This window comes from Hymenobacter cyanobacteriorum (assembly GCF_022631375.1).
GTDB classification, from domain to species: domain Bacteria; phylum Bacteroidota; class Bacteroidia; order Cytophagales; family Hymenobacteraceae; genus Hymenobacter; species Hymenobacter cyanobacteriorum.
This window is the reverse complement of the sequence record NZ_JALBGC010000002.1, coordinates 701,765-721,961: the sequence shown is the minus strand read 5'-3', so window position 1 is coordinate 721,961 and position 20,197 is coordinate 701,765. Positions and strand designations below refer to the sequence as shown.

At 63.7% G+C, this 20,197-nt stretch carries 16 protein-coding genes; 7 read left to right on the top strand and 9 right to left on the bottom strand.

All coding sequences use genetic code 11. From position 1 onward, the window contains the following. Positions 1-240 precede the first annotated feature (240 nt). Together MON38_RS08225 and MON38_RS08220 are read left to right on the top strand one after the other, a co-directional pair. Positions 241-1,206 (top strand): c-type cytochrome, encoded by a 966-nt coding sequence (locus MON38_RS08225; RefSeq protein WP_241935680.1) that lies wholly within the window; start codon positions 241-243, stop codon positions 1,204-1,206. Between the two features lie 155 nt (positions 1,207-1,361). Continuing rightward, positions 1,362-2,192, top strand: a complete 831-nt coding sequence (locus MON38_RS08220) for a rhomboid family intramembrane serine protease (RefSeq protein ID WP_241935679.1) — start codon at positions 1,362-1,364, stop codon at positions 2,190-2,192. Positions 2,193-2,324: 132 nt separating this feature from the next. On the opposite strand, the gene MON38_RS08215 is transcribed toward MON38_RS08220, so the two are convergent. After that, complete coding sequence (locus MON38_RS08215) at positions 2,325-3,431, bottom strand: vWA domain-containing protein (protein WP_241935678.1); 1,107 nt, start codon at positions 3,429-3,431, stop codon at positions 2,325-2,327. A 165-nt stretch (positions 3,432-3,596) separates the two neighbouring features. Between MON38_RS08215 and MON38_RS08210 the strand changes: the two genes are divergently transcribed. Continuing rightward, positions 3,597-3,878 (top strand): DUF427 domain-containing protein, encoded by a 282-nt coding sequence (locus tag MON38_RS08210; RefSeq protein ID WP_241935677.1) that lies wholly within the window; start codon positions 3,597-3,599, stop codon positions 3,876-3,878. A 6-nt stretch (positions 3,879-3,884) separates the two neighbouring features. Here MON38_RS08210 and MON38_RS08205 read toward each other — a convergent pair whose 3' ends face one another. Continuing rightward, positions 3,885-5,651, bottom strand: coding sequence for an FG-GAP-like repeat-containing protein (locus tag MON38_RS08205; protein WP_241935676.1), 1,767 nt, complete (start codon positions 5,649-5,651; stop codon positions 3,885-3,887). A 173-nt stretch (positions 5,652-5,824) separates the two neighbouring features. Here MON38_RS08205 and MON38_RS08200 point away from each other — a divergent pair, with 173 nt between their 5' ends. Together MON38_RS08200 and MON38_RS08195 are read left to right on the top strand one after the other, a co-directional pair. Next, positions 5,825-6,667, top strand: coding sequence for a methylated-DNA--[protein]-cysteine S-methyltransferase (locus MON38_RS08200; protein ID WP_241935675.1), 843 nt, complete (start codon positions 5,825-5,827; stop codon positions 6,665-6,667). 72 nt (positions 6,668-6,739) lie between these two features. Next, entirely contained in the window at positions 6,740-7,423 is a 684-nt protein-coding gene (locus tag MON38_RS08195) for a flavin reductase family protein (protein ID WP_241935674.1), read from the top strand. A 114-nt stretch (positions 7,424-7,537) separates the two neighbouring features. Here the strand turns inward: MON38_RS08195 and MON38_RS08190 are convergent, their stop codons facing one another. From MON38_RS08190 to MON38_RS08170, 5 genes are all read right to left on the bottom strand, one after another. Then, complete coding sequence (locus tag MON38_RS08190) at positions 7,538-8,518, bottom strand: acyl-ACP desaturase (RefSeq protein WP_241935673.1); 981 nt, start codon at positions 8,516-8,518, stop codon at positions 7,538-7,540. Positions 8,519-8,688: 170 nt separating this feature from the next. Beyond that, positions 8,689-10,485 carry a hypothetical protein gene (locus tag MON38_RS08185; protein ID WP_241935672.1) on the bottom strand — a complete coding sequence of 599 codons (1,797 nt, stop codon included), beginning with the start codon at positions 10,483-10,485 and terminating at the stop codon, positions 8,689-8,691. A gap of 128 nt (positions 10,486-10,613) precedes the next feature. Further along, positions 10,614-11,570, bottom strand: coding sequence for a glycosyltransferase family 2 protein (locus MON38_RS08180; RefSeq protein ID WP_241935671.1), 957 nt, complete (start codon positions 11,568-11,570; stop codon positions 10,614-10,616). Positions 11,571-11,624: 54 nt separating this feature from the next. Then, on the bottom strand, positions 11,625-12,893 hold the full coding sequence (locus tag MON38_RS08175) for an MATE family efflux transporter (protein WP_241935670.1): 1,269 nt from the start codon (positions 12,891-12,893) through the stop codon (positions 11,625-11,627). Between the two features lie 62 nt (positions 12,894-12,955). Next, positions 12,956-13,948 carry a GNAT family N-acetyltransferase gene (locus MON38_RS08170; RefSeq protein WP_241935669.1) on the bottom strand — a complete coding sequence of 331 codons (993 nt, stop codon included), beginning with the start codon at positions 13,946-13,948 and terminating at the stop codon, positions 12,956-12,958. 149 nt (positions 13,949-14,097) lie between these two features. Between MON38_RS08170 and corA the strand changes: the two genes are divergently transcribed. After that, positions 14,098-15,303 carry a magnesium/cobalt transporter CorA gene (corA, locus tag MON38_RS08165; RefSeq protein ID WP_241935668.1) on the top strand — a complete coding sequence of 402 codons (1,206 nt, stop codon included), beginning with the start codon at positions 14,098-14,100 and terminating at the stop codon, positions 15,301-15,303. 206 nt (positions 15,304-15,509) lie between these two features. After that, positions 15,510-16,178 carry a helix-turn-helix transcriptional regulator gene (locus tag MON38_RS08160; protein ID WP_241935667.1) on the top strand — a complete coding sequence of 223 codons (669 nt, stop codon included), beginning with the start codon at positions 15,510-15,512 and terminating at the stop codon, positions 16,176-16,178. On the opposite strand, the gene MON38_RS08155 is transcribed toward MON38_RS08160, so the two are convergent. Both MON38_RS08155 and MON38_RS08150 read right to left on the bottom strand, forming a co-directional pair. Further along, entirely contained in the window at positions 16,171-17,211 is a 1,041-nt protein-coding gene (locus MON38_RS08155) for an AAA family ATPase (protein ID WP_241935666.1), read from the bottom strand. The genes MON38_RS08160 and MON38_RS08155 overlap by 8 nt on opposite strands. A gap of 158 nt (positions 17,212-17,369) precedes the next feature. Further along, positions 17,370-20,129 carry a hypothetical protein gene (locus MON38_RS08150; RefSeq protein WP_241935665.1) on the bottom strand — a complete coding sequence of 920 codons (2,760 nt, stop codon included), beginning with the start codon at positions 20,127-20,129 and terminating at the stop codon, positions 17,370-17,372. Between the last annotated feature and the right edge of the window lie 68 nt (positions 20,130-20,197).

Below are 20,197 nucleotides of genomic sequence, written 5' to 3'. Positions count from 1 at the left end.
TGGCGGAAGGGAATTTCCGGACTATTTAACCGGGAAAGTGGGCCGGAGGTTCAGCCGGTTTGGCGGGAGTCGTTTGGGGCGGTCCGATGTCGGGTAGAACAATACGCAGAACGTCATGCAGCGCGCAGCGAAACATCTTTACCGCGCAACGCAATTCTATTAGCAGGCTTTACTATTGCGGTAAAGATGCTTCGCTGCGCGCTGCATGACGTGCTAACAATGAGCAATTTCACTTCCCCCATGAAAACCCTGCTTCGCCGACTGGCCCTGCTCGTGGGCATAACGCTGCTGGCCATTATCGGCTTCCTGCTGTTTGTGCAGGTGCGCGGCATTCCGCGCTACCCCCCGCCGTTGCTAAAAGTGGCCATCCCCCTCACCCCCGCCTGGGTAGCCCTGGGCGAAAAACTCACGCTCTCCATCTGCGCCGACTGCCACCTCAACCGCAAAACCAACAAGTACTCGGGCCACCGCCTCGCCGACCTCACGCCCGACTTCGGCCGCATCTATACCAGTAACATTACCCAGGACCAGCAGCACGGCATCGGCCGCTGGACCACCGGCCAGTTGGTGGCTCTGCTGCGCACCGGTATCGGCCCCGACGGCCGCCTGCGGCTCATCATGCCCAACTACGCCCGCATGAGCGACGAGGACGTGGCCAGCATCGTGGCCTTCCTGCGCTCGGCCAGCCCGCAGGTGCAGCCCGACCCCACGCCCACCCCGCCGCAGAAGCCGTCGCTGCTGCTCAAGCTACTCGGCAACACCATTATGCGGCCCGCCAGGCTGCCCGCCGCGCCGGTGCTGGCCCCGCCACCCACCGAAGCCCGCGCCTTCGGCCGCTACCTTGTTATTGGCCGCTACCACTGCTTCGAATGCCACTCAAAAGATTTCAAAAGCAACAACCCCTACGAGCCCGAAAAATCGAAAGGCTACCTCGGCGGCGGCACCCCGTTGCTGAATAACGAGAGCCAGACGGTGGTATCGCGCAATATCACCGGCGACGTAGCCACCGGCATTGGCGGCTGGAGCGAAGCGCAGTTCGGGCGGGCCGTGCGGTTCGGGCTCTCACCAAATGGGCCGCTGCACTACCCCATGAACAAGTACTCGCTACTCACGGACGAGGAAGTGCACGCGCTGTTCGCCTACCTGCAAGCAGTGCCCAAAATCAAAAACGCCACCCCGGAGGATGGCGGGGCCGTGGTACAGTAAGCAAGTAGCCAAGCGGCTGCCAGCGCTTTGGCTCAGGTCAGACAGCCCACTTTCAGAATCAAATTCGCGGCGGTAACTTTCGCAGCTAAAGCCACTTCCGGCCGGCTGCATTTGGTTTCGCCTCACTCCTTTTCTGCATTTCGATTTTCTACCCCATGACTGAGTTTGGCATTGTCGGCCTCGCTATTCTGATTGTAACGCTACTCGTATCCTATCAGGGATTCAAAAAACCGGAATACCTCGACCAGTACGCGTTTCGCATCAAGGACATTCTGTACGGCAGGCAATACTACCGGCTGCTGACCTCGGGCCTGCTGCACACCGGCTGGGTGCACCTGCTGATGAACGTGCTGACGTTCTACTACTTCAGCAGCGTGGTGGAGCTGCTGGTGGGCTACCGCAACTATTTTATGCTCTACGTGGCTAGCCTACTGGGCGGCAGTCTGCTTTCGCTGCTGCTGCACCGGCGCGAGTCGGAGTACACGGCCGTGGGGGCTTCGGGCGCCATCAGCGGGCTGGTGTTTGCGGCCATTGCACTGATGCCGGAGGTGAAGGTGGGTTTCCCGGGTGTGCTCATGGTGCCGGGCTGGTTGTATGGGCTGCTGTACGTGGTTTTTTGCGCCTACGGCATTACCCGGCGGCTCGGCAACATCGGGCACGATGCGCATTTGGGCGGCGGGCTGGTGGGTCTACTCACCGTAGTTGTCATGCGGCCGGAGCTGCTGCGCACCAACTACTTAGCCATTGGGGCCATTCTGCTGCCGGCGCTGGCCTTCTTTGTGCTGCTCATCAAAAAGCCCGGGGCGCTGGTGCTGGGCAACGTTTTCGCGCCGGCCCCGGGCTACCAAACCGTCGACGACCGATACCAGGCGCAGGTACGCCAGCAGGAAGCCGACCTCGACGAGCTGCTCGATAAAATCAACCGCAAGGGGCTCGAAAGCCTCAGCGCCCGTGAGAAAAAGCAACTGGAACGCCTGTCGCGCTGAAGGCTGCAGCAGCTTCAAATAAAAACGTCAGGCTGAGCTTGGCGAAGCCCCTCTACCGCGCAGAGTAATTGGTTACTTCGGCAGTAGAGGGGCTTCGCCAAGCTTAGCCTGACGTTTTTGCTAATGCGAATTTTACAGCGTCTTGCGGCGGTTTTTCTTGTAGTCCTCGAACACCAGGTGGCCCAGCCCTTTCAGGCCGGAGTAATACGCCTTGCCCTGATTTACCTCGGTAAATTCCTCCACGAACTTCTGCAAATACGGGTCGGAGGTAATCATGAAGGTGGTGATGGGAATTTTCACGCGGCGGGCGGCGGCGGCCAGGTTCAGCGTCTTGTTCACTACCTTGCGGTCGAGGCCGAAACTGTTTTTGTAGTAGCCGGTGCCCTCTTTCAGGCAGGTGGGCTTGCCATCGGTAATCATGAAAATCTGCTTGTTGGGCGTTTTGCGCTTGCGGAGCAGGTCCATGGCCAGCTCCAGGCCAGCCACGGTGTTGGTGTGGTAGGGGCCGACCTGCAGGTAGGGCAAATCCTTGATTTCAATCTGCCAGGCATCGTTGCCGAACACAATCACGTCGAGGAAATCTTTGGGGTATTTCTGCTTCACGAGTTCGGCCAGGGCCATGGCCACTTTTTTGGCCGGCGTGATGCGGTCTTCGCCGTAGAGAATCATCGAGTGCGAAATGTCAATCATCAGCACGGTGCTGGTCTGCGACTTGTGCTCGTTTTCGCGCACTTCGAGGTCGCCCTCGGTCAGCATAAACTCACCGCTGTCCATGCCGTGGTTGAGTTGGGCATTGCGGATGGATTCGGTCATCTGAATCGACTCCAGTGAGTCGCCGAAGCGGAATTCGCGCAGGTCGGTGCTCTGCTCGTCGCCCTGGCCGGTGTGGGGCGTGCGGTGGTTGCCGGTGCTGCTTTTTTTGAGCTTGCCGAAAATCTCCTCCAAGGCACTTTTGCGAATGCCCTGCTCGGTTTTGGGCGTAATCTTGAATTCGCCCTTTTGCTGCTCGTTCTCATCAATGTAACCCTTCTTTTTCAGGTCATCGATGAAATTGCCCATGCCGTAGTTATCATCGGTGAGGCCGTACTGTTTATCCAGCTCATTGAGCCAGGACAGGGCCTCACCCACGTCGCCGGAGGTGATGGTAACGAGCTGCATGAACAGCTTAAACAACGACTCAAAGCCCTTTTCGGGCTGGTCTTCGGGCACAAAATCGCGGAAGCGGAAGCCAACGGCCATAGATTTTCTCTTTCAGGATAGGCCCGGAAAACAAGCACGGCGCGGGCAATGTTCAATTAGCTGTAGCGCGAAGCTCCAGCTTCGCGTTTCGGCCGGCCAATTTGTGCGGGCATCCCCTCCGTTCAACGATACGCGAAGCTGGAGTTTCGCGCTACAGCCCACCCCATGAAAGCCATCTGGAACAACACCGTTGTGGCCGAGAGCGACGATACCGTCGTGGTCGAAAACAACCACTATTTCCCCGCTGATTCCATTAAAAAAGAGTTTTTCGAAGACAGCATTGCCCAAACCAGTTGCCCTTGGAAAGGCCGCGCCAGCTACTACTCGCTGAACGTGAACGGCGAGAAAAACAAGGATGCCGCCTGGTATTACCCCGAGCCCAAGGATGCGGCCCAGGAAATAAAAGGCCGCGTGGCGTTCTGGAAGGGCGTGAAGGTGGAGAAGTAAACGCACCTAATAGAGCACCAGTCGCTGCGTACTATTGCCATCAGCCGATTGCAGCCGCACCATGTAGCAGCCAGCGGGCAAATGCGCGGTGGGCAGCGTATTGGTATCTTGGCCAGCGTGCAAGGTGCTCACGGCAACTACCTGGCCCAAGCCGTTGTAAATCGTGACCTGAGTCGCGGCGCTGGTGGACATGCCTGCGCGCGACAGTTGAACCGTGGCAGCGCTGGCGGCCGGGTTCGGGTAAAGCGTAACCAATCTTGCCGGCCGGGCCGTTGTAGTGGCCAGGGTGGTCGTATTCAAGAGAATTTTTACATTGTAACCAGAGTATATACTCGCCACTATATCCAAGTCGCCATCGCCGTCAACATCGGCCAGCACCATGTTCATGGCCTGAACGTTGCCGGAAAAGGAAGGTAGCGCCATGAAGTGACCTTGACCGTCGTTTTGCCAAACTGCAATTCCAAGCTGGTTATTAGAAAAACCGGCTAACAAGTCCAAATCGCCATCACCGTCGATGTCGCCAAGCGCGACGCAGGGTATGATTGTGGGATATGTGGAGGTGCTGCTGATGGTTAAAGTAGTCGTAGCTGCTACTCTTCCCGTTCCATCGTTCTTTTGAACCAGTACGTTTGACCCGAACAGCGACGTATTAACATTGCCTACCGTGATGACATCCAGGTCTCCATCGCCGTCAATGTCGCCGATGGCATCGTTGTAATAGCCGCCCGACGTACCCGCCACCGCCGTAAAAGAACCTTGTCCATTGTTGCGATAGATGCCGCCGGGACCAACCAAATCAAGGCTCCCGTCGCCGTCCATATCGGCCAGGTTCGAGCCCGACCGCGTTATGGACCCACCCGGCGAGCCCGGCGCGGTGCTATTGCTAAATCCGCCGCTGCCATTGTTAAAAAACACCTGCGTCAGGCTGCCATTTACAACCAAGTCTAGGTCGCCGTCGCCGTCCATATCGCCAAGCTTTATCCGCTGGGGGCTTTGGGCGACGATGAGGTTCACGGGGCTAGCAAAGGTGCCGGTTCCATTGTTGAAGCAAATGCTTACGGTGTTACCGTTGCCGCTGTCGTTGCCATGATTGGCTGATAAAATATCAAGGTCGCTGTCGATATCGCCCAGCGCCACACTGCTCGGCCCGAGCGGCACCACAATGGCAGGAGCCGCTGTGTAGCTGCCTGTCCCGTTGTTCAGCAGCACGTTGATTTTACCAACGGTTATGTTGCTGAATGAATTTGGAGACCCCGAATTGGTTACTACATCCAAGTCGCCATCTCCATCGAGGTCGCCCACGCGCACCTCACACGCCCAGTCGCCGCCCGCCACGCTGATATCACCGTTAAGGGCGAAGCTGCCGCTGCCGCCGGTAGCGGCGGCCGTGAACTGGTACACGTAAGGCACAGTTCCAGCCCCGTTGGTGCCCAGCACAGTAGCTGGCACGGTTACGGATACTGTTTCGCCAGGTTTGAAGGCAGCCGACTGCCCGGCCGGAGCGGTAGGCAGTAGCGTTGCGGCGTTGGCGTTGGTACTGGTAGTAGCCGTGCGGCTTCCTCGGTACTGCGATGAAAACATCTTGATGTTGCCCGCTGTGGCTGGATTGACTGGCTGCGAAAACGGTATAACTACCGACGCGGTGCGCGGTACGGCAGGCGCATTGCGCACCGGGCTAAGCGCGGTCCCAACTACAGCAGGTCCTTGCGCTCTAGCCAAGGAACTGTTTAAAAACACAAACAGGAGGCAAGTGATTGAGCAGAAATGCTTCATATTGTAAGGAAAGGAAATGCCTGCTAAATATAAGAGCTTAATCCGAGCGGAAATTATGGTAACGGGCTGTTGCTTGGCATAAAACAATATTTTTAAATATCAAACTGCGCAAGAATCGGGTTTCCGGCTCTCCCATCGAACGCGAAATTTGTAGTCTATCAGCCCCCCAAGCCATGACCGACTACCAGCGCATTGAAGCCGCACTTGCCTACGCCCAAACTCATTTCCAAACCCAGCCTGATTTGGAAGAAATGGCAGCCCAGGCCCACTGGAGCCCGTTTCATTTCCAGCGTAAGTTTCAGGAATGGGCGGGGGTGTCGCCCAAGAAATTCCTGCAATACCTGAGCCTGGACCACGCCAAGCAGCTATTGCGCCAGCAGGCTTCGGTAGCCGAGGCGGCGCACGAAACCGGCCTTTCCGGCACCGGCCGCCTGCACGATTTATTCGTGACGCTGGAGGCCATGACGCCCGGCGAGTACCGGCAGGGCGGGGCCGCACTGGCCATCCGCTATAGCTTTGGCGAAAGCCCGTTTGGGCATTATCTGGTGGCTTCCACCGACAAGGGCATCTGCAAACTGGTGTTCGCCGATGATGAGGACGCGGCCGTGGCCGAGCTGCGGCTGGAATGGCCCCAAGCCACTTTCATGGCCGAAAAAACTGCTGCCCATGCTCAGGTGGCGCGGTTTTTCGCCCGCGAGTTCATGTCCGCCGACCGGCTGCACCTGCACCTCAAGGGCACGCCGTTTCAACTCAAAATCTGGGAGTCGCTGCTGCGCGTGCCCGAGGGCCAGCGGTGCACGTATTCGCAGCTGGCCGACGCGGCCGACAACGGGGCCGCCGTGCGTGCGGCGGGCACGGCCATCGGGGCCAATCCGGTGGCCTACCTCATCCCCTGTCACCGCGTGATTCGCGGTACCGGCGAGCTGGGGCAGTACCGCTGGGGCGCATCGCGCAAGGCCGCGCTGCTGGGTTGGGAGGCCGCCCGCACCGAAGCGTTGCCCGCCGAGGTGAACTGAGCAAGAAACGGGTGGGAAGCACAGCCGCAGCAACCGAATTTTGGTTGCTCAACGCGTCAACAAACCCCTTTTATGCATCAACTCAGCGAACCCGCCATCTTATATTTCGGTACTCCCGTCGTGCTCATCAGCACCATCAATCCCGACGGTTCGGCCAACCTGGCCCCCATGTCGTCGGTGTTCTGGCTGGGCTGGCGCGGGGTGCTGGGCCTGGCGGCCCCGTCGCAAACCACGCAAAACCTGCTGCGCACCGGGCAGTGCGTGCTCAACTTGCCTTCGGTCGACCTCGTCGGGGCCGTGAACCGGCTGGCGCTCACGACCGGCTCGGACCCCGTACCGGCCGGCAAGCAGCAGAAAGGCTACCGCACCGAGCGCGACAAGTTTGGCCGGGCTGGCCTCACGCCGGAGCCCGCGCTTACCGTGGCCCCGCCCCGGGTGCGGGAGTGTCCCGTGCAGCTCGAAGCCGTGCTGGAAGCGGCCCACGGCATTGCCGAAACCGACGAGCAGGTACGCGGCCGCCTGCTGAATCTGGAAGTCCGCATTCAGCGCGTGCACCTCGATGAGTCGATTTTACTGGTCGGGCACCCCAACCGCGTCGACCCCGACAAGTGGCGGCCCCTGATAATGAGCTTTCAGCAATTCTACGGGCTGGGGCCGCAGGTGCATGAATCTACGCTCGCCACCATTCCCGAAGCCCTCTACCGCAGTCCCGACGTCGACCACGCCCGCACGACGGCCGCCCTGGCGGCCGGGTAACCGCGGAACTACAGGAGCTGAAAATCCACCATCCATATTCGCACAAAAAGCCGTTTCCTATGGCATGAAACGGCTTTTTGGGTATCTGCATTTAAATGCTAGCGGCGTTGGCTGCTACGAAATCCACTTGAACTTATATTCCAGCTTGGGCACGGGCATACGGTCGCTCACGCGGCGCAGGCGGTTGGGCAGGGCCATCACGTAGTCGCGGGCTTTTTCGGCCTCGCCGGTCAGGTCCTTGAGGTGCTCAATGTCCCAGTCGTGGATGAGCGAGTCCAGGATGTCGGTGTAGTCGTTGCTGGTGTACACGCCCAGGCGCTGGGCAGCGTCGGTGAAGTGGCCGAAGGTTTTGCCCATTTCCACGCCCATTTCGCGCATGTAGTGGGCGGGCATCACAATCTTTTTCTTCATCATGTCGGCGAAAGCCAGCATCATTTCCGAAGGGTCGTACTTAAAAATCTCGCTCACGAAGGCCTTGTACACGCGGGCGTGGCGGTTTTCGTCGCCGGCAATCATGCCGCAGATTTTGGAGAGCTGGTCGTCGCCGGCGGTGCGGGCCAGCTGGCCCACGCGGCGGTGCGAGATGTTGGTGGCCTGCTCCTGGTAGCTCGTGTACACGAAGGCGCGGTAGGGGTCGTTGGCCGTGCCTAGGTCGAAGGCGTCGTTGATGAGGTACTGAGTGCTCACCTCAAACTCGCGCATGTTCACGCGGCCCGAGAGGTAGAGGTAGCGGTTCAGCAGGTCGCCGTGGCGGTTTTCCTCGGCCGTCCAGCCCCGAATCCACTCGGCCCAGCCGTTGTTGCGGTCGCGGTTGATGTTGTCGAGCTCGTGAAACCAGGCTTCGTAGTTGGGCAGGGCTTCCTCGGTGATGGTGTCGCCGATGAGCACGGCCAGCAGGTCGTAGCTCAGGCTGCCGGCCTTTTCGCGCAGCTCTTTTACTTCGTCAAAAAACGTGTCGCGGCGCGAGTCGGGCAGGAAATCGGCGGGTTGCCAGCTGTCTTCCACGCTTTTGAGGAAGGTGCTCATGTTCGATTTCACGAAGCCTTCCATTTGTTGCAGGACTTCGCCGCGGGTTATCGATATGGACGTTTGCATAGGGATAGGGCGAGAAAGCGTGAAGGGTTAATGAAGCAGAAACGCTTTTCGCGCAACAAAGGTCTGCCCGAACCGTAGGGGGCCGGTTATAAGATTATGGCATTGGGTCGCAAAAAGGCCAAAATCGAACCAGCCAGCCCGGTTTCAAGCCGGCATCGGGCCTCAATAAATCACATTTTTTTCAGTTGCAGCGCAGCTTGATACAGCCAGACCGCCGAATCGGGCGCAGCCGAGGGCAATGGTCTTTGTGGCGTCAATAAGAGCCGGGGGCCATCAAAAGCCGTGCGGCGGCTAAGCCAGGCGGCCGTTTCGGGGCTGAGCAACCATAAGACAGGAACGTCGGTGCCAATGACCGGCCGGTTGGCTAGCCGGCGCAGGCACTCGGTTTGGTCGGCGGTGCCGCTGAGGGACTGGCGCAGCGCGGCCTGGGAAGCATCGTGCGCGGGCCAGCCGGTGAGCAGCAGCACCGGCCCGGGGCCGGGCGAATACGTGCGGAAGGGCGAGAGGCTTTTCAGCCAATCATTGGTGCCGGCCAGCACGCGCACCTGCCCGGCTTGCTGGCCGAGGGCAGCCAGGGCGCTTTCGTGCCGGCGCTGCTCCTGTTGCAGCACTTGGTGGCGGTGCCAAGTTTTGGCGACGTAGAGGCTAACAACGGCCAGCAGCAGGGCAATGCTGAAGAAGCGCGGGAGAGGCTGGAGGTGCAGCTGCGGCTTTCGCACCTCAGCCGGCCCCGGCCGCTGTGCGGTTGAGCTGAAAGCCGAACCAGGGTGTTCTGCTGCTGAAGCAGTAGCAGCCACTTTTGAAGCCTCTGTGGCTGCGTTCTTGTCTTCAGCTGAATCATTTAGCCGTGCAGCTTGCAGCCAGAAAACCAGGTTGGTCAGCAGCCAGCAATCGAGCAGCGGCAGAGCTAGGCGCGGCGGAAGCTTCAGCAGGCCTGCCAGCAACAGCAGGCCGCCTCCAAAGGCCATTTGCACCAGCCAGAACCAACCGGCCCGGCCCCGCCGGCGGGCCATTGCCACGGCCGAAGCGGCCAGCGCCAGCAGCATCGGGAAATAGTCGCGCGCCAACAGCGGGAGCCGCTGGCGCAACTTGGCGGGCACTTCGCGGGTCAGGAAATCAGTAGCGTCGAAGTGGTAAGCGCGTTGGACCATCGCCTCGTTGACCACCGTGGAATCGCCCAGCAGCCAGCGGCTAATGGCGGCCGTGCCGAGGCTGTCGGCCGGGGTGCGCGGCTGTGGGCGTAGCTGATTGAAATCCAACATTTGGGAGAAAAGCGCATCGCGACGCTGGGCGCGGGTTTCGGCAGGCGTTTGCTGCCAGCGCAGTATGGCCGTAGCCAGCAGCAGGCCCACCGCCGCGCTCACCAGTACGGGGGCCGCGCGCCGACAGCTGCCGGCCAGCAGCCGCGCGGCCGGCAGCACGGCCCCCGCCCCCACCACGGCCAGCCCGGGCCGAACCAGCCAGGCCGCCGCCAGCGCCAGCAGCCCCAGCAGCAGCGGCCCGCGCCGCCCAGGCCGCTGGGCCGCAAACAGTACGCCGCCGGCTGCTAGCAGCAGCGCCACCCGCGCATGGCTGAACCACAGCCAGTGCTCCAGCCAACCGAGCCCGAAAAACAGCACCAACGCCAGCGTCAGCCACCCCGGCCGCAGCCAAGGCCGCAGCAGCCGCTCCAGCACGGCAAACCAGAGCGCCGAGGCAAGCGCCAGCAACCCCGCCAGCAGCAGGCCCAGCCAAGGGCCGGCCGGCGCGGCGGTGTAAGCAGCCGCCAGTAAATGCCCGTAGCCGTGGAAATATAGTGGCACCGAAGTCACCGGCTTCAAAGCCAACACGCCCGCAAACAGCCAGGCCAGGGTGCCGTCGTCGCTGGTTTCGAAGTAGCTGCCCAGGCTCAGCCCAACGGCCAGTGCCAGCAGCAGCGGCAGCAGCACGGCGCGGGCAAATACGGCAAGGCGGGAAGTGGGCAACACGGGGAAAGGGACGAAAAACAACGGCCCTCATGCGACTTGGGCAGCACGAAGAAACGGCAGAAACCGGCGCAACGGCTCGGGAGTAAGCGGTGCTTCACTCGAACTGGGGCGGCGTTGTTCGATTGGGCTCAGCCGCGCAGGCGGCTCCAGGTGGCCAGGGCCCAATCGAGGGGCGTGCGGGCGGCCACCTGGCGCAGCAGGGCCAGCAGCGGGCGCACCTCGGCGTGGGGCGCGTGGCGACGAACGGCCTGACGCAGCTCGGAGCGCAGGCGCACAGCCAGGGCGGCGCGCTCGGCGGGGGTGCGGGCCAGGGCCAGTGCCTTGGTACACACGCGAATGGTGGAGGCCAGGTAGGGGTCGTGGCGGCGGTAGGCCCGGGCGCTCATGCTGCGCGGGTGCTTGCGCTTGCGGGTGGTCACCTCATCGAGGTACAGAAACTGCCAGTCGCGGCTGGCGCGCACCCAGAAATCGAAGTCCTCGTAGGCCAGGGTTTCGTCGTAGCCGCCCAGGCTTTCGAGGCAGGCGCGGCGCATCATCATGGTGGGCGTGCTGATAAAGTAGCGGCGCAGCACTTCGGCAAACACCCAGCCGCTGGCGGGTGCGGGTTTCAGCTGGCCGCCGGCATCGGGGCGGTGGTGCAGGCCCAGCGAGCGGCTGGCTTCGTCGATGAGTTCACAGTTGGAATACACCACGCCCACGGCCGCCTCGGCTGCCTGAAACTGCGCCACCTGCTGCGCTACCCGGGCTGGCAGCAACACGTCGTCGGTGGCGAAATCAATCACAAATTCGCCTTTACTCCGAAGGAAAGCAGTGTTGAACGCCTGGCAGTTGCCTACGTTTTCGGGCAGCAGCAGCAGGTGCCAGGCAGGGTTGCGGGCGGCGTACTCGCGCAGAATCGCCGGGCTGCCGTCGGTGCTGGCATCATCCACGAGCCACACCTCCAGGTTTGGGTAGGTTTGGGCCAGAATCGAATCGAGCGCCTCGCGCAGAAACGGCGCATGGTTGTGGCACAGCGCCACAATGGTAACCAGTGACAACGGCGTTTCGCTTAAGGAATAAGGAGTCGGAAATGAAGAATTGGGCATGGCGCGGACACCACAAAGAAAACACGGATAAGCTCCTCAACTCCTTCCCATTCTTCATTCTGCATTCTTCACTCCCCATTGCACCCAACTGCAGCCGAGCAGCAGCAGGCCGTAGCGGGCGGCGTGGGCCCACACCGCCCCCTGCAGCCCGTAGCGCGGCAGCAGCCACCCCAGCAGCCCAGCAAACACCACCGCCGAGCCCGCCTGCACAGCCACGTAGGGCCCGGTACGCGCCCGCGCCGTGAGCTGAAAGATAAAGAGCCAGCTCAGCAGCTTGGCCCAGTCGCCGAGCAGCTGCGGCCCCAGTAGCACCTGGGCCCCCAGCAGCCGCGGCGCAAACAGCAGCGGCAGCAGCCAGGCGCGGCTGGCGTAAATCAGGCCCAGCCCGGCGGCCAGCACCGGAGCCAGCAGCAGCAGCACGCCGCGCAGGTACTGCCGCGCCGCACCCGGCTGCCCTACCAGCGCCGCCAGCCGCGGGTAGAACACGCTGCTCATTACCGCCGAAAACACCATCGTGTAGTTATCTGAAAGCTTGGCCACGGCCTGCCACAAATCGGTGCGCGCCGGGCCGAAAGTGGCCAGCAGGTAGTCGCGCAGCACGTAGTCCACGGCTTTGCCGAATAGCAGGGTGCTCACGGCCATCAGCAGGAACTGCCCCAGCCGGCGCAGCGCCAGCCGGCTAACGGGTGCGCCCGGCCGCAGCCCCCGCAGCAAACCCGCGCGCGCGGCCAGCCCCAGCGCCGGCAGCAGCGTGAGGCCCTGGGCCAACAGGTAGGTCAGCAGCACCCGGGGCAGCGGCCAGCCGGCCCATAGTGTGGCGGCCGTGGCAGCGGTGCCCAGCGCGGCCAGCGCCACCGTGAGGCCCACGTAGGCCCGCAGGCGGCCCGCAGCCAGCAGCGCGCTGCCCAGCAAGGCCTGTCCGGTTATCAACCCAATGCCCAGCATAAACACCAGCAGGCTGCCCCAGCTCCAATCCAGCAGTCCGCGCAGGGCCAGCACCAAGCCGCCCAGCAGCAGCGCGGCCGCGTTCAGCACGGTGGCCGCGCCCAACCAGGCGCGGTAGCGCGGGCTGCCGGGCCGCAGCGGCGCGAGGTATTTCACCAGGCCTATCTGCACGCCGTCGTAGGGCAGCGTGGTGAGCATGGCCATCAGGTTCTGAAACTGAGCCAGCAGGGTGAGGCCGCCGGCCGGGGCCAGCGTGGCTACCAGTTTGTTCACGATGAGCGAGCCGCCCGCTCGCGCCAGCACCGCCACACCCGTGCCCAGCGAGCCGCGCACAAAGTGGCGAATGGGGGATTTGGCAGGGGCAGTAGTGGCTGGCATGGGCTGCAAAGAACGGCAACTCCCCTCCGTTTCAAGAAGGAAAACTGCCATTGCCGTCGCCCTTAAAACGCTTTCTCCCAGCTCAGCCGCAGCCCCGCTACTGCGCCTAGGTGCCGCTTAAACCGCAGCAGCGACGTGTTTGGCCCGCTATCGAGCGTCGAAGTGCCCAAGTCGAGCACCGTCAGGCCGCTGGCGCGGGCGAAAGCGTGCAGGCCCTCGTTCAGCAGCACCACCGGGCTCAGGTTGTTGCAGCGCAAGGGGCTGGCCGGATAGAAGTTATAGAGTACCGTCGAACTCACCTGAATGGCTACTGTGAGGGCCGCCCAAGCCCCGCCCGGCTCGCGCACCGAGAACAGAAAATGCTCGCGCGGAAACGCCCGAAACAGCTCCTGCACCCGCTCCAGGGGCAGCGACAGCGTTTGCCCCCGCTCCTGCCGGCACTGCTGAATGAACTCGTAGGCCAGCGGCAGCAAATACGCCGGCTCCTGCTCGATGAACAGGCCCGCGCGGCGGCACTTGTGCAGCCGACGGCGCTCCGAGGGGTGCAGGTGGGCTTCGTAGTCGCGCGCCGGGTCGAGGTGATAGTTCTGCTCGGCCAGGGCCACGCGGTAGCCGCGCTGGCGCAGCGCTTCGGCCAGGGTGGCGGCCCCGGCGGGGTCGTAGGCGAAGGGGTAGCCGCGCATGGCCAGTTGCTCAATGCCCAGGCGGCGCAGTTCGGCTTCGGCGGCGTCGAGCAGCTGGTGCAGGCCCCCCCGGCCCAGGCCCGGGGCCAACTGCACGGCTCCGAACGGGGCCTGCGCGGGGCTGCGGGCCAGGCCGGTGACCGGGTTGTAGTGCACGTGCAGCTGGGCCAGGGTGCGGCCGGCGGCCGCGTCTTCGAGGTAGGCGCTGAAGCCCGGGCCGGGCTGCGGGGCCAACGCCAGATGCGTCGGCCGCAGATACAGAAACGGCTCGAACGCCAGCGGCAGCCGGGGCAGCGGCGGGCCGGCCGGGCCGTGCGGGGCCAGCCACACGCCCAGCGCCGTGCCCGCGCCGGCTGTAGCTTCCGCAACCAAAGAATCCGTACTTTTCAAACCTGCTGGCACTGCCTTTTCCGGCAAAGTACGGCACGGCGGCTCCGTTCGGCTAGTGCCGGCGTGCACATCTTCATCGGCCCGCCATGCGTAGGGGGCAACATTGCTTCTTCGCACTCTCCGCTTTTCGCATGAATCCGCTTAGCCCCAACGCGCAGGCCGCCCCCAACCGCTCGCCGGCACTGGCCGATTTGGCCGGCCCCGCCCCCATCAGCATCGCCGACCGCGAGGCCACCCAGCAGGCCCGCCTGCAGCAGGTGGGCCAGCGGCCGGGCACGCTCAACATCCGGCCCGGGGCCCTCAAGCCGCGCTTGTTTCTGATGTCGTACGACGACGGCACTTTCACCGAGGAAGAGTACACCGACCGCTACGATGCCCTGCTGGCCTACCTGCACCAGCACCCCGAGCTCAAGCACTGGATTGACGTGCGCGGCTACGGCGACCTGCCCCTGATTGAGCGCATGATGCAGGATTTCGGCCTGCACCCGCTGCAAATGGAAGACGTGCTCAACGACTACCAGCGGGCCAAAATCGATGTGTTCGACGACCACCGCCTGTTCATGGTGTCGCGCATGACCGATTTCACGGCTAACCTCGAAATCGACGACGACCAGCTCTCTATCTTTACCGGCCCCAATTACGTGCTGTCGTTTCAGGACGACTACGACGACTGCCTCGATACGCTGCGGGCCCGCATCCGCAGCAACTTCAGCACCCTGCGCCGCCACCCGGTGCTTTATCTGGCCTACGCCCTCACCGACGTGGTGCTCGACCACTACTACCCCACCATGGCCGCCATCGGCGACTACATCGAGGAGCTGGAGGAAGCCATTTTTGCCGAGCGCCGCCCGCGTCGCCTGCTCAACCGCATCCTGCGCATCAAGAAAGACGTGGTGCGCTTCCGCCGGCTGGTGTACCCGGAGCGCGACAAAATCGCGGAAATCCTGCGGCTGCCCGAGGAAACCATGCCCGAAACGCTGAAAATCTTCTACCGCGACGCCTACGACCACGCCATCCAGACCCTGGACCTGGCCGAAAGCTACCGCGACAACATCTCCTCCCTCACCGACCTCTACATGTCGGACCAGGGCAACCGCATGAACGAGGTGATGAAGGTGCTCACCATCATCAGCACCATCTTCATCCCGCTGAGCTTCGTGGTGGGCCTCTACGGCATGAATTTCCAGCGCGACGACGGCCACGGCCACTACCTGCCCCTGAACATGCCCGAGCTCTACAGCCCCTGGGGCTACCCCACGGTCATCCTCATCATGGGCCTGGTGGTGGCCACGCAGCTCTACTATTTCTACCGCAAGGGCTGGCTCACCAACCGCTGAACGAGGCCCGTTGGGTGCTGTTTTCGAGAAGTCCCGGCCGCTCCGCCGGGACTTCTTTTTTTTGGTCGAAATGGAGCAACCACGTGTTTTTTACCGCCAATTCCCGGGTCTTCATCAAACGCTCACTATCTTGCCCGAGCTGAAATTTCGATATATCTCGATTAATCAGCTTTTCATTTCTTTCGGCAGAATACGCTCATTCTTTCATGATTGATGAACAACTCATTACTGCCCGAATAGCCGAGATTGCCACTTTTGCCGACCAATATCCCGGGGCGGTTATCGTGCTCACCGGCGATGCCCGCCGGGTGCTGTACATGTCGAACCGGGGCCTGCAGGAGCTCGACACGACCATGGAGGAGCTGCAGGCCCTGGGCGAAAACTACCACCCCGTTTTTTTTAATGCCGAAGAAGCCCACGAGTACATCCCGAAAGTAACCGAGCTGCTGGAACGCAACGACCTGAGCTACGCCGTCACGTTTTTCCAGCAGGTGCGCACCGGCCCCAACCGCAGCTTTGCCTGGTACCTGAGCACGGTGCGGGTGCTGGCCCAGGATGCCGCTGGCCGCCCCTTGCTCATCATGTCTTTCGCGTGCCCCATCGACCCCAAAAGCCACCTCACCGCCAAGGTGCAGCGGCTGCTCGACGAAAACACCTTCCTGCGCGAGCACTCGGCCACCTTTGCCAGCCTCACCACCCGCGAGCGCGAGGTGCTGGGCTGCCTGGCCCTGGGCCACACCTCGCAGGAAATTGCGGCCGCCTTCCACATCTCGGCCCAAACCGCCGACACCCACCGCCGCAACATCCGCCAGAAGCTCGGGGCCAGCAGCAGCTTCGATTTGGGCCAATATGCGAGGGCGTTTAACCTTATTTAAGCGCCGCCCGCACCTGCGCCACCCGCTCTTGCACCGTGCCCTCCACCAGCGTGTAGGGAATATTGAAGTAGTCGAGCTGCATCAATATCATGCCGTGCTGGAAGCTGCGCAGCGCCTCGGGGCCACGCCAGCCGTCCTGCTCGAAGGGCACGGTGGGCGCGCATACGAAGGTGTGGGCGTAGCGCTGCCCGCACACCGCCGCCATGGCCCGCAGGGTCGGGTCGCAGCGGTGGAAATAGTAGTAGGAATACAGCGCCGTGGTGGCCGCGTTGGTGTCGCAGAACAGCACGCCGCGGGCCTGGGCAGCGGCTTCGTCCTCCAGCTCGGCGTGGCGGCGGGCAATGTAGAGCAGGTCCTCGTATTCCAGATTACCGTTTTTTTGCTCGTGCAGGGTGCGGCCGTACTCGGGCACCCACACCGTGCCGCAGGCTTCGGCCAACGCCGCGCACAGGGTCGATTTCCCGCTGCTTTCGGCTCCCAGGAATACTATGCGCGGCACCGGCGCGGGCGGCACCACGCCCAGCTGCGCCGCCACCAGCGGGTGCAGGTACGCCGCCGCGCCAGCCGCATCGGCCCGCACCCGCGTGCCCGAGATGGGCACCCGCGCCCGGGCATTATCTACCGCTACGTGCGGCACGCCCAGGTGCACCGCAAAGCCCGGCCCGTAGTCCTCGCTGCTGAAAACGACATCAACGTGCAGGCCCTGCCGGGCCAGCCACTGCCGCACAAACTCGCGCTGGGTGTCGTCGTCGACCGCGTCGGGTGGCACGCCGTCGGTTTCGGCTGAGAGGGCGAAGATGCGCAATGGCGTGGGGCCAATGCGCGGGCCGTCGGCCAGCTCGTCGCCCCGGTACAGCTCGCGCAGCCACTGGGCGCGCTCGGCCGCCGGGTGCGCGGGCGAGTCCGGGTTGGCATACACCAGCACCAGCAGCTCGGCCACCTGCGCGGCAGCCGTTTCGAGCAGCAGCTGGTGGCCCCGGTGCGGCGGCCAGAACTTGCCCACGACGAGGCCGATGCGAGGGATTTTGGGCATGTTGGGTTAGGATTAGGTGAAAGTAACTGTCATCCTGAGCGCAGCGAAGGACCTTATCACGCGAGAATTTGCAGTAATCCAAACGGCGCGGACGCGATAAGGTCCTTCGCTGCGCTCAGGATGACCATTATCACTCCGCCTATCCATCACTTCACCACTCACAGCCCCACCTTCAACTCGGTGCGGCGCAGCTCGCGGCCCACGATGCGGACCAGCTGGTAGCTGTCGGTGGTGGCGTCGTAGCTCAGGCCCACGCCGGTGCCGGTACTGGGCAGGGCCTCGCGCCCCAGCAGCCAGCCGCGCGCATCGTAGAGAAACACCTGCCCGGGGCCGGTTTCGGTGATGGCCACCAGGTGCCGGCCGCCGCCGAAATCGAACCACTGCACGCCACGCTCGCCCGAAGTCACAAACTTTTGCGTCAGCAACGGGTCGTTGAGGGTGGGCAGGTAGAGGTCGAGCTGGTTGTTGTCCTCCCGCGCCACGGCGAAGGAGCGGCCGTGCGGGTCGGCCACGAGGTGGAACTGGGCCGTGCGGCTCCAGGTGGCCACCCGCTTGCGGCTGAGAATGTCGCCGCCGAGCGTGAACGTAACCAGTTCGCCGTGCTGGTTCACCACCGTGAGGTGCGAGCGGCTGAGGGTGCTGCCCGGCTGCGCGAAAATGTCGCCGGCCAGCCGCGCCCCCACGCTCAGCGGGAAGCCGGGCAGCAGGTTGCCGGCCCCGTCGAAGGCGTACACGTAGCCGTTTTGCAGCGGCGCCACCACCACGTCGCGCCCGCTCACGTTCAGCAGCGCCGCCCGCCCGGCCAGCGGGAAGTCGAGCCGCTTGGGCTGCCAGCCGGGGAAAAGGTGGCCTTTGGCATCGAGCAGCAGCAGGTGGTGGCCGGCGGTGGTGGCCAGCAGGCGGGCGGGCTGCCCGGCAACCGGGCCAGCCAGCAGGTCGGCCACGCGCACAGTATCAGGCAGGTGCAGCGGGAAGGGCAGTACTGGGGCACCGTCGGCGGCCAGTAGGTGCAGCTGCGCGCCCGCCCCCAGCAGCAGGCCGCCCGGTACACCGCCGCCGGCCGGTAGCAGGCTCAGGCCCACGGCCGGGCCGGTCAGGGTATCCGACCACAGCACGGCGTTTTCGGCACTCACGTAGTGCAGCACGCGGGCCGAGTCCTGCACCACCACAGCCGGCACCCGCGTGCCCATGGCCGGCAGCAGCGTGGGCAGCCCCACCAGCGCCCGTCGAAAAGCCAGTACCCGGCCGTTGGCCGCCGCGCCGCCGGCCTGCGTAGTGGCGGGGCCGTTATTCGGGTGGCGTAGCAATAGCTGGGTGAAATATTGCGCTTCGGGACTGCGCTCGTTTTCGGCAGGCAGCAGCTGGAAAGCCATTTGGGGGAAGCGCTTGAACAGGGCCTCGTTGCGCAACAGCCCCGCCCGGCGGTCTTCCGTGAGCACGCCCAGCAGCGCGTTCCAGCTGTTGCGCGTGTCGATGAGCACGCTAAGACGGGCGCGCGGCAGGGTTTCCTGCAAAAAAGCCACCTGTGCTGGCGACTGCGCCCAGGTGTGGCCGGCCACTACATCGGCCAAGTAGGCATTTAGGGTCAATTCATCAGCCAGCACGAAGTAGCCGTTCACCAGCGCCCCGGCGCGGGAGGTTACCTCGGCCGTGCGCGGTGTAGCCGTGCCCAGCAGCGGCCCCAGCACGTCGGCTTCGGCAAAGCCTACGGGGTGAATTTCAAACGGCCCCACCCGCGTGAAAGCAGGCGAGTTGCCATCGAGCCGGCGCAGGCGGGCCAGCCAACTGGCCGTGCGGGCGGCATCGGGGCAGCGCACCAGCGCCAGCCGCCCGGGCCGGCTGCCGGGCGTGGCCGCCGCCAGGTAAGCCACCGCCAGCTCGCCGCCGAAAGTGGCCCGCAGGCTATCGAGCGCGGCATTGCGGCCCAGCGAATCGGGCCGGGCGCTGGCCGGCGTAGGCCAGGTGCGGGCCGGGCTGGCGGCCAGGTGCACCAGCATGGCCGTGCGCACGCTTAGCACCGCGCTCAGGGCTAGCGGCTGGGCCGGCTGGCCGCGCAGGCGGGCTTGCAAGGTGCCATTGGCCGTTTCGGGGTTCGAGAAGCCCTGCATCTGGGCGCGGGTGCCGGCCAGCTTCACGCTCAGCAAACCCTGCGACACCAGGCCGGCCAGCTGGTCGAACGTACCGTGGGCTTCGGGCCGAAACAGCACGTCGAAAAACTGCGGCAGGCGGCGGTAGTTCACCAGCAGCGTGGCATCGGTACCGGGCACGCGCAGCAGGTCGGTTGAAGAAAAGGCGGCCTGCACGGTGGGCGCGTCGGGATGGGCCAGGCGGCGCACCACGGCTTCTACCAGGGCCTCGTTGGTGCTTAATACCAGATGGTTGCGGTAGTTGAGCACGGTGAGGCTGTGCTCGGTGCGCTGCTCGGTGAGGACGGTCAGTTCCTGGTCTTCGTAGTCGCGGGTGCTGAGGCGGTAGCGGGGGTCGCGGCCCAGGGTTTCGAGCAGGCCGCGCACCTGCCGGTACTCGGTCACGCGGCTCAGCGGCACCTGGTACAGCACGTCGAACTCGCCCGGCCCCGTCACGTGCACCGAGGTGATGACCAATTTGTGGCCCAGCAGGTTGAGCAATGCGTTGCGGCGCCGGGCGTTGCCGCCGGCCAGGCTGTCGGCTAGTGCCAGGTGCCCGGCCGCCTGCTGGAAATAGCGCACCGCCGTGAGGTTGTCCCAGAGCTCGGTTTCCTGCAGGTGGCGCACCAGGGCGGGGTGGTCGTGGGTCGAGAGCACGAACACGGCATCGTCGGGCACCAGGGCGTAGGGGTCGACGGGCACGGCCGCCAGGGTGCGGCGGTAATACACGTATGTGGCCAGGCTCAGGAGCAGCAGCAGCGCGGTGAGTAACGCCAGAAGCTTTCGGGACATGCGGAGGATGGAGCAGTGGAGTCGGGCGGCGAAAGTACGAACCGCCGGCCGGAGCCTGGGCGCGGCGG

What these genes read in the sequence shown, in the direction of transcription:
- MON38_RS08220 (WP_241935679.1), top strand. Translation starts at nt 1,362, where the DNA reads ATGACTGAGTTTGGCATTGTCGGCCTCGCTATTCTGATTGTAACGCTA.
- MON38_RS08160 (WP_241935667.1), top strand. Translation starts at nt 15,510, where the DNA reads ATGATTGATGAACAACTCATTACTGCCCGAATAGCCGAGATTGCCACT.
- corA (WP_241935668.1), top strand. Translation starts at nt 14,098, where the DNA reads ATGAATCCGCTTAGCCCCAACGCGCAGGCCGCCCCCAACCGCTCGCCG.
- MON38_RS08210 (WP_241935677.1), top strand. Translation starts at nt 3,597, where the DNA reads ATGAAAGCCATCTGGAACAACACCGTTGTGGCCGAGAGCGACGATACC.
- MON38_RS08150 (WP_241935665.1), bottom strand. Translation starts at nt 20,129, where the DNA reads ATGTCCCGAAAGCTTCTGGCGTTACTCACCGCGCTGCTGCTGCTCCTG.
- MON38_RS08200 (WP_241935675.1), top strand. Translation starts at nt 5,825, where the DNA reads ATGACCGACTACCAGCGCATTGAAGCCGCACTTGCCTACGCCCAAACT.
- MON38_RS08180 (WP_241935671.1), bottom strand. Translation starts at nt 11,570, where the DNA reads ATGCCCAATTCTTCATTTCCGACTCCTTATTCCTTAAGCGAAACGCCG.
- MON38_RS08190 (WP_241935673.1), bottom strand. Translation starts at nt 8,518, where the DNA reads ATGCAAACGTCCATATCGATAACCCGCGGCGAAGTCCTGCAACAAATG.
- MON38_RS08155 (WP_241935666.1), bottom strand. Translation starts at nt 17,211, where the DNA reads ATGCCCAAAATCCCTCGCATCGGCCTCGTCGTGGGCAAGTTCTGGCCG.
- MON38_RS08175 (WP_241935670.1), bottom strand. Translation starts at nt 12,893, where the DNA reads ATGCCAGCCACTACTGCCCCTGCCAAATCCCCCATTCGCCACTTTGTG.
- MON38_RS08215 (WP_241935678.1), bottom strand. Translation starts at nt 3,431, where the DNA reads ATGGCCGTTGGCTTCCGCTTCCGCGATTTTGTGCCCGAAGACCAGCCC.
- MON38_RS08205 (WP_241935676.1), bottom strand. Translation starts at nt 5,651, where the DNA reads ATGAAGCATTTCTGCTCAATCACTTGCCTCCTGTTTGTGTTTTTAAAC.
- MON38_RS08225 (WP_241935680.1), top strand. Translation starts at nt 241, where the DNA reads ATGAAAACCCTGCTTCGCCGACTGGCCCTGCTCGTGGGCATAACGCTG.
- MON38_RS08195 (WP_241935674.1), top strand. Translation starts at nt 6,740, where the DNA reads ATGCATCAACTCAGCGAACCCGCCATCTTATATTTCGGTACTCCCGTC.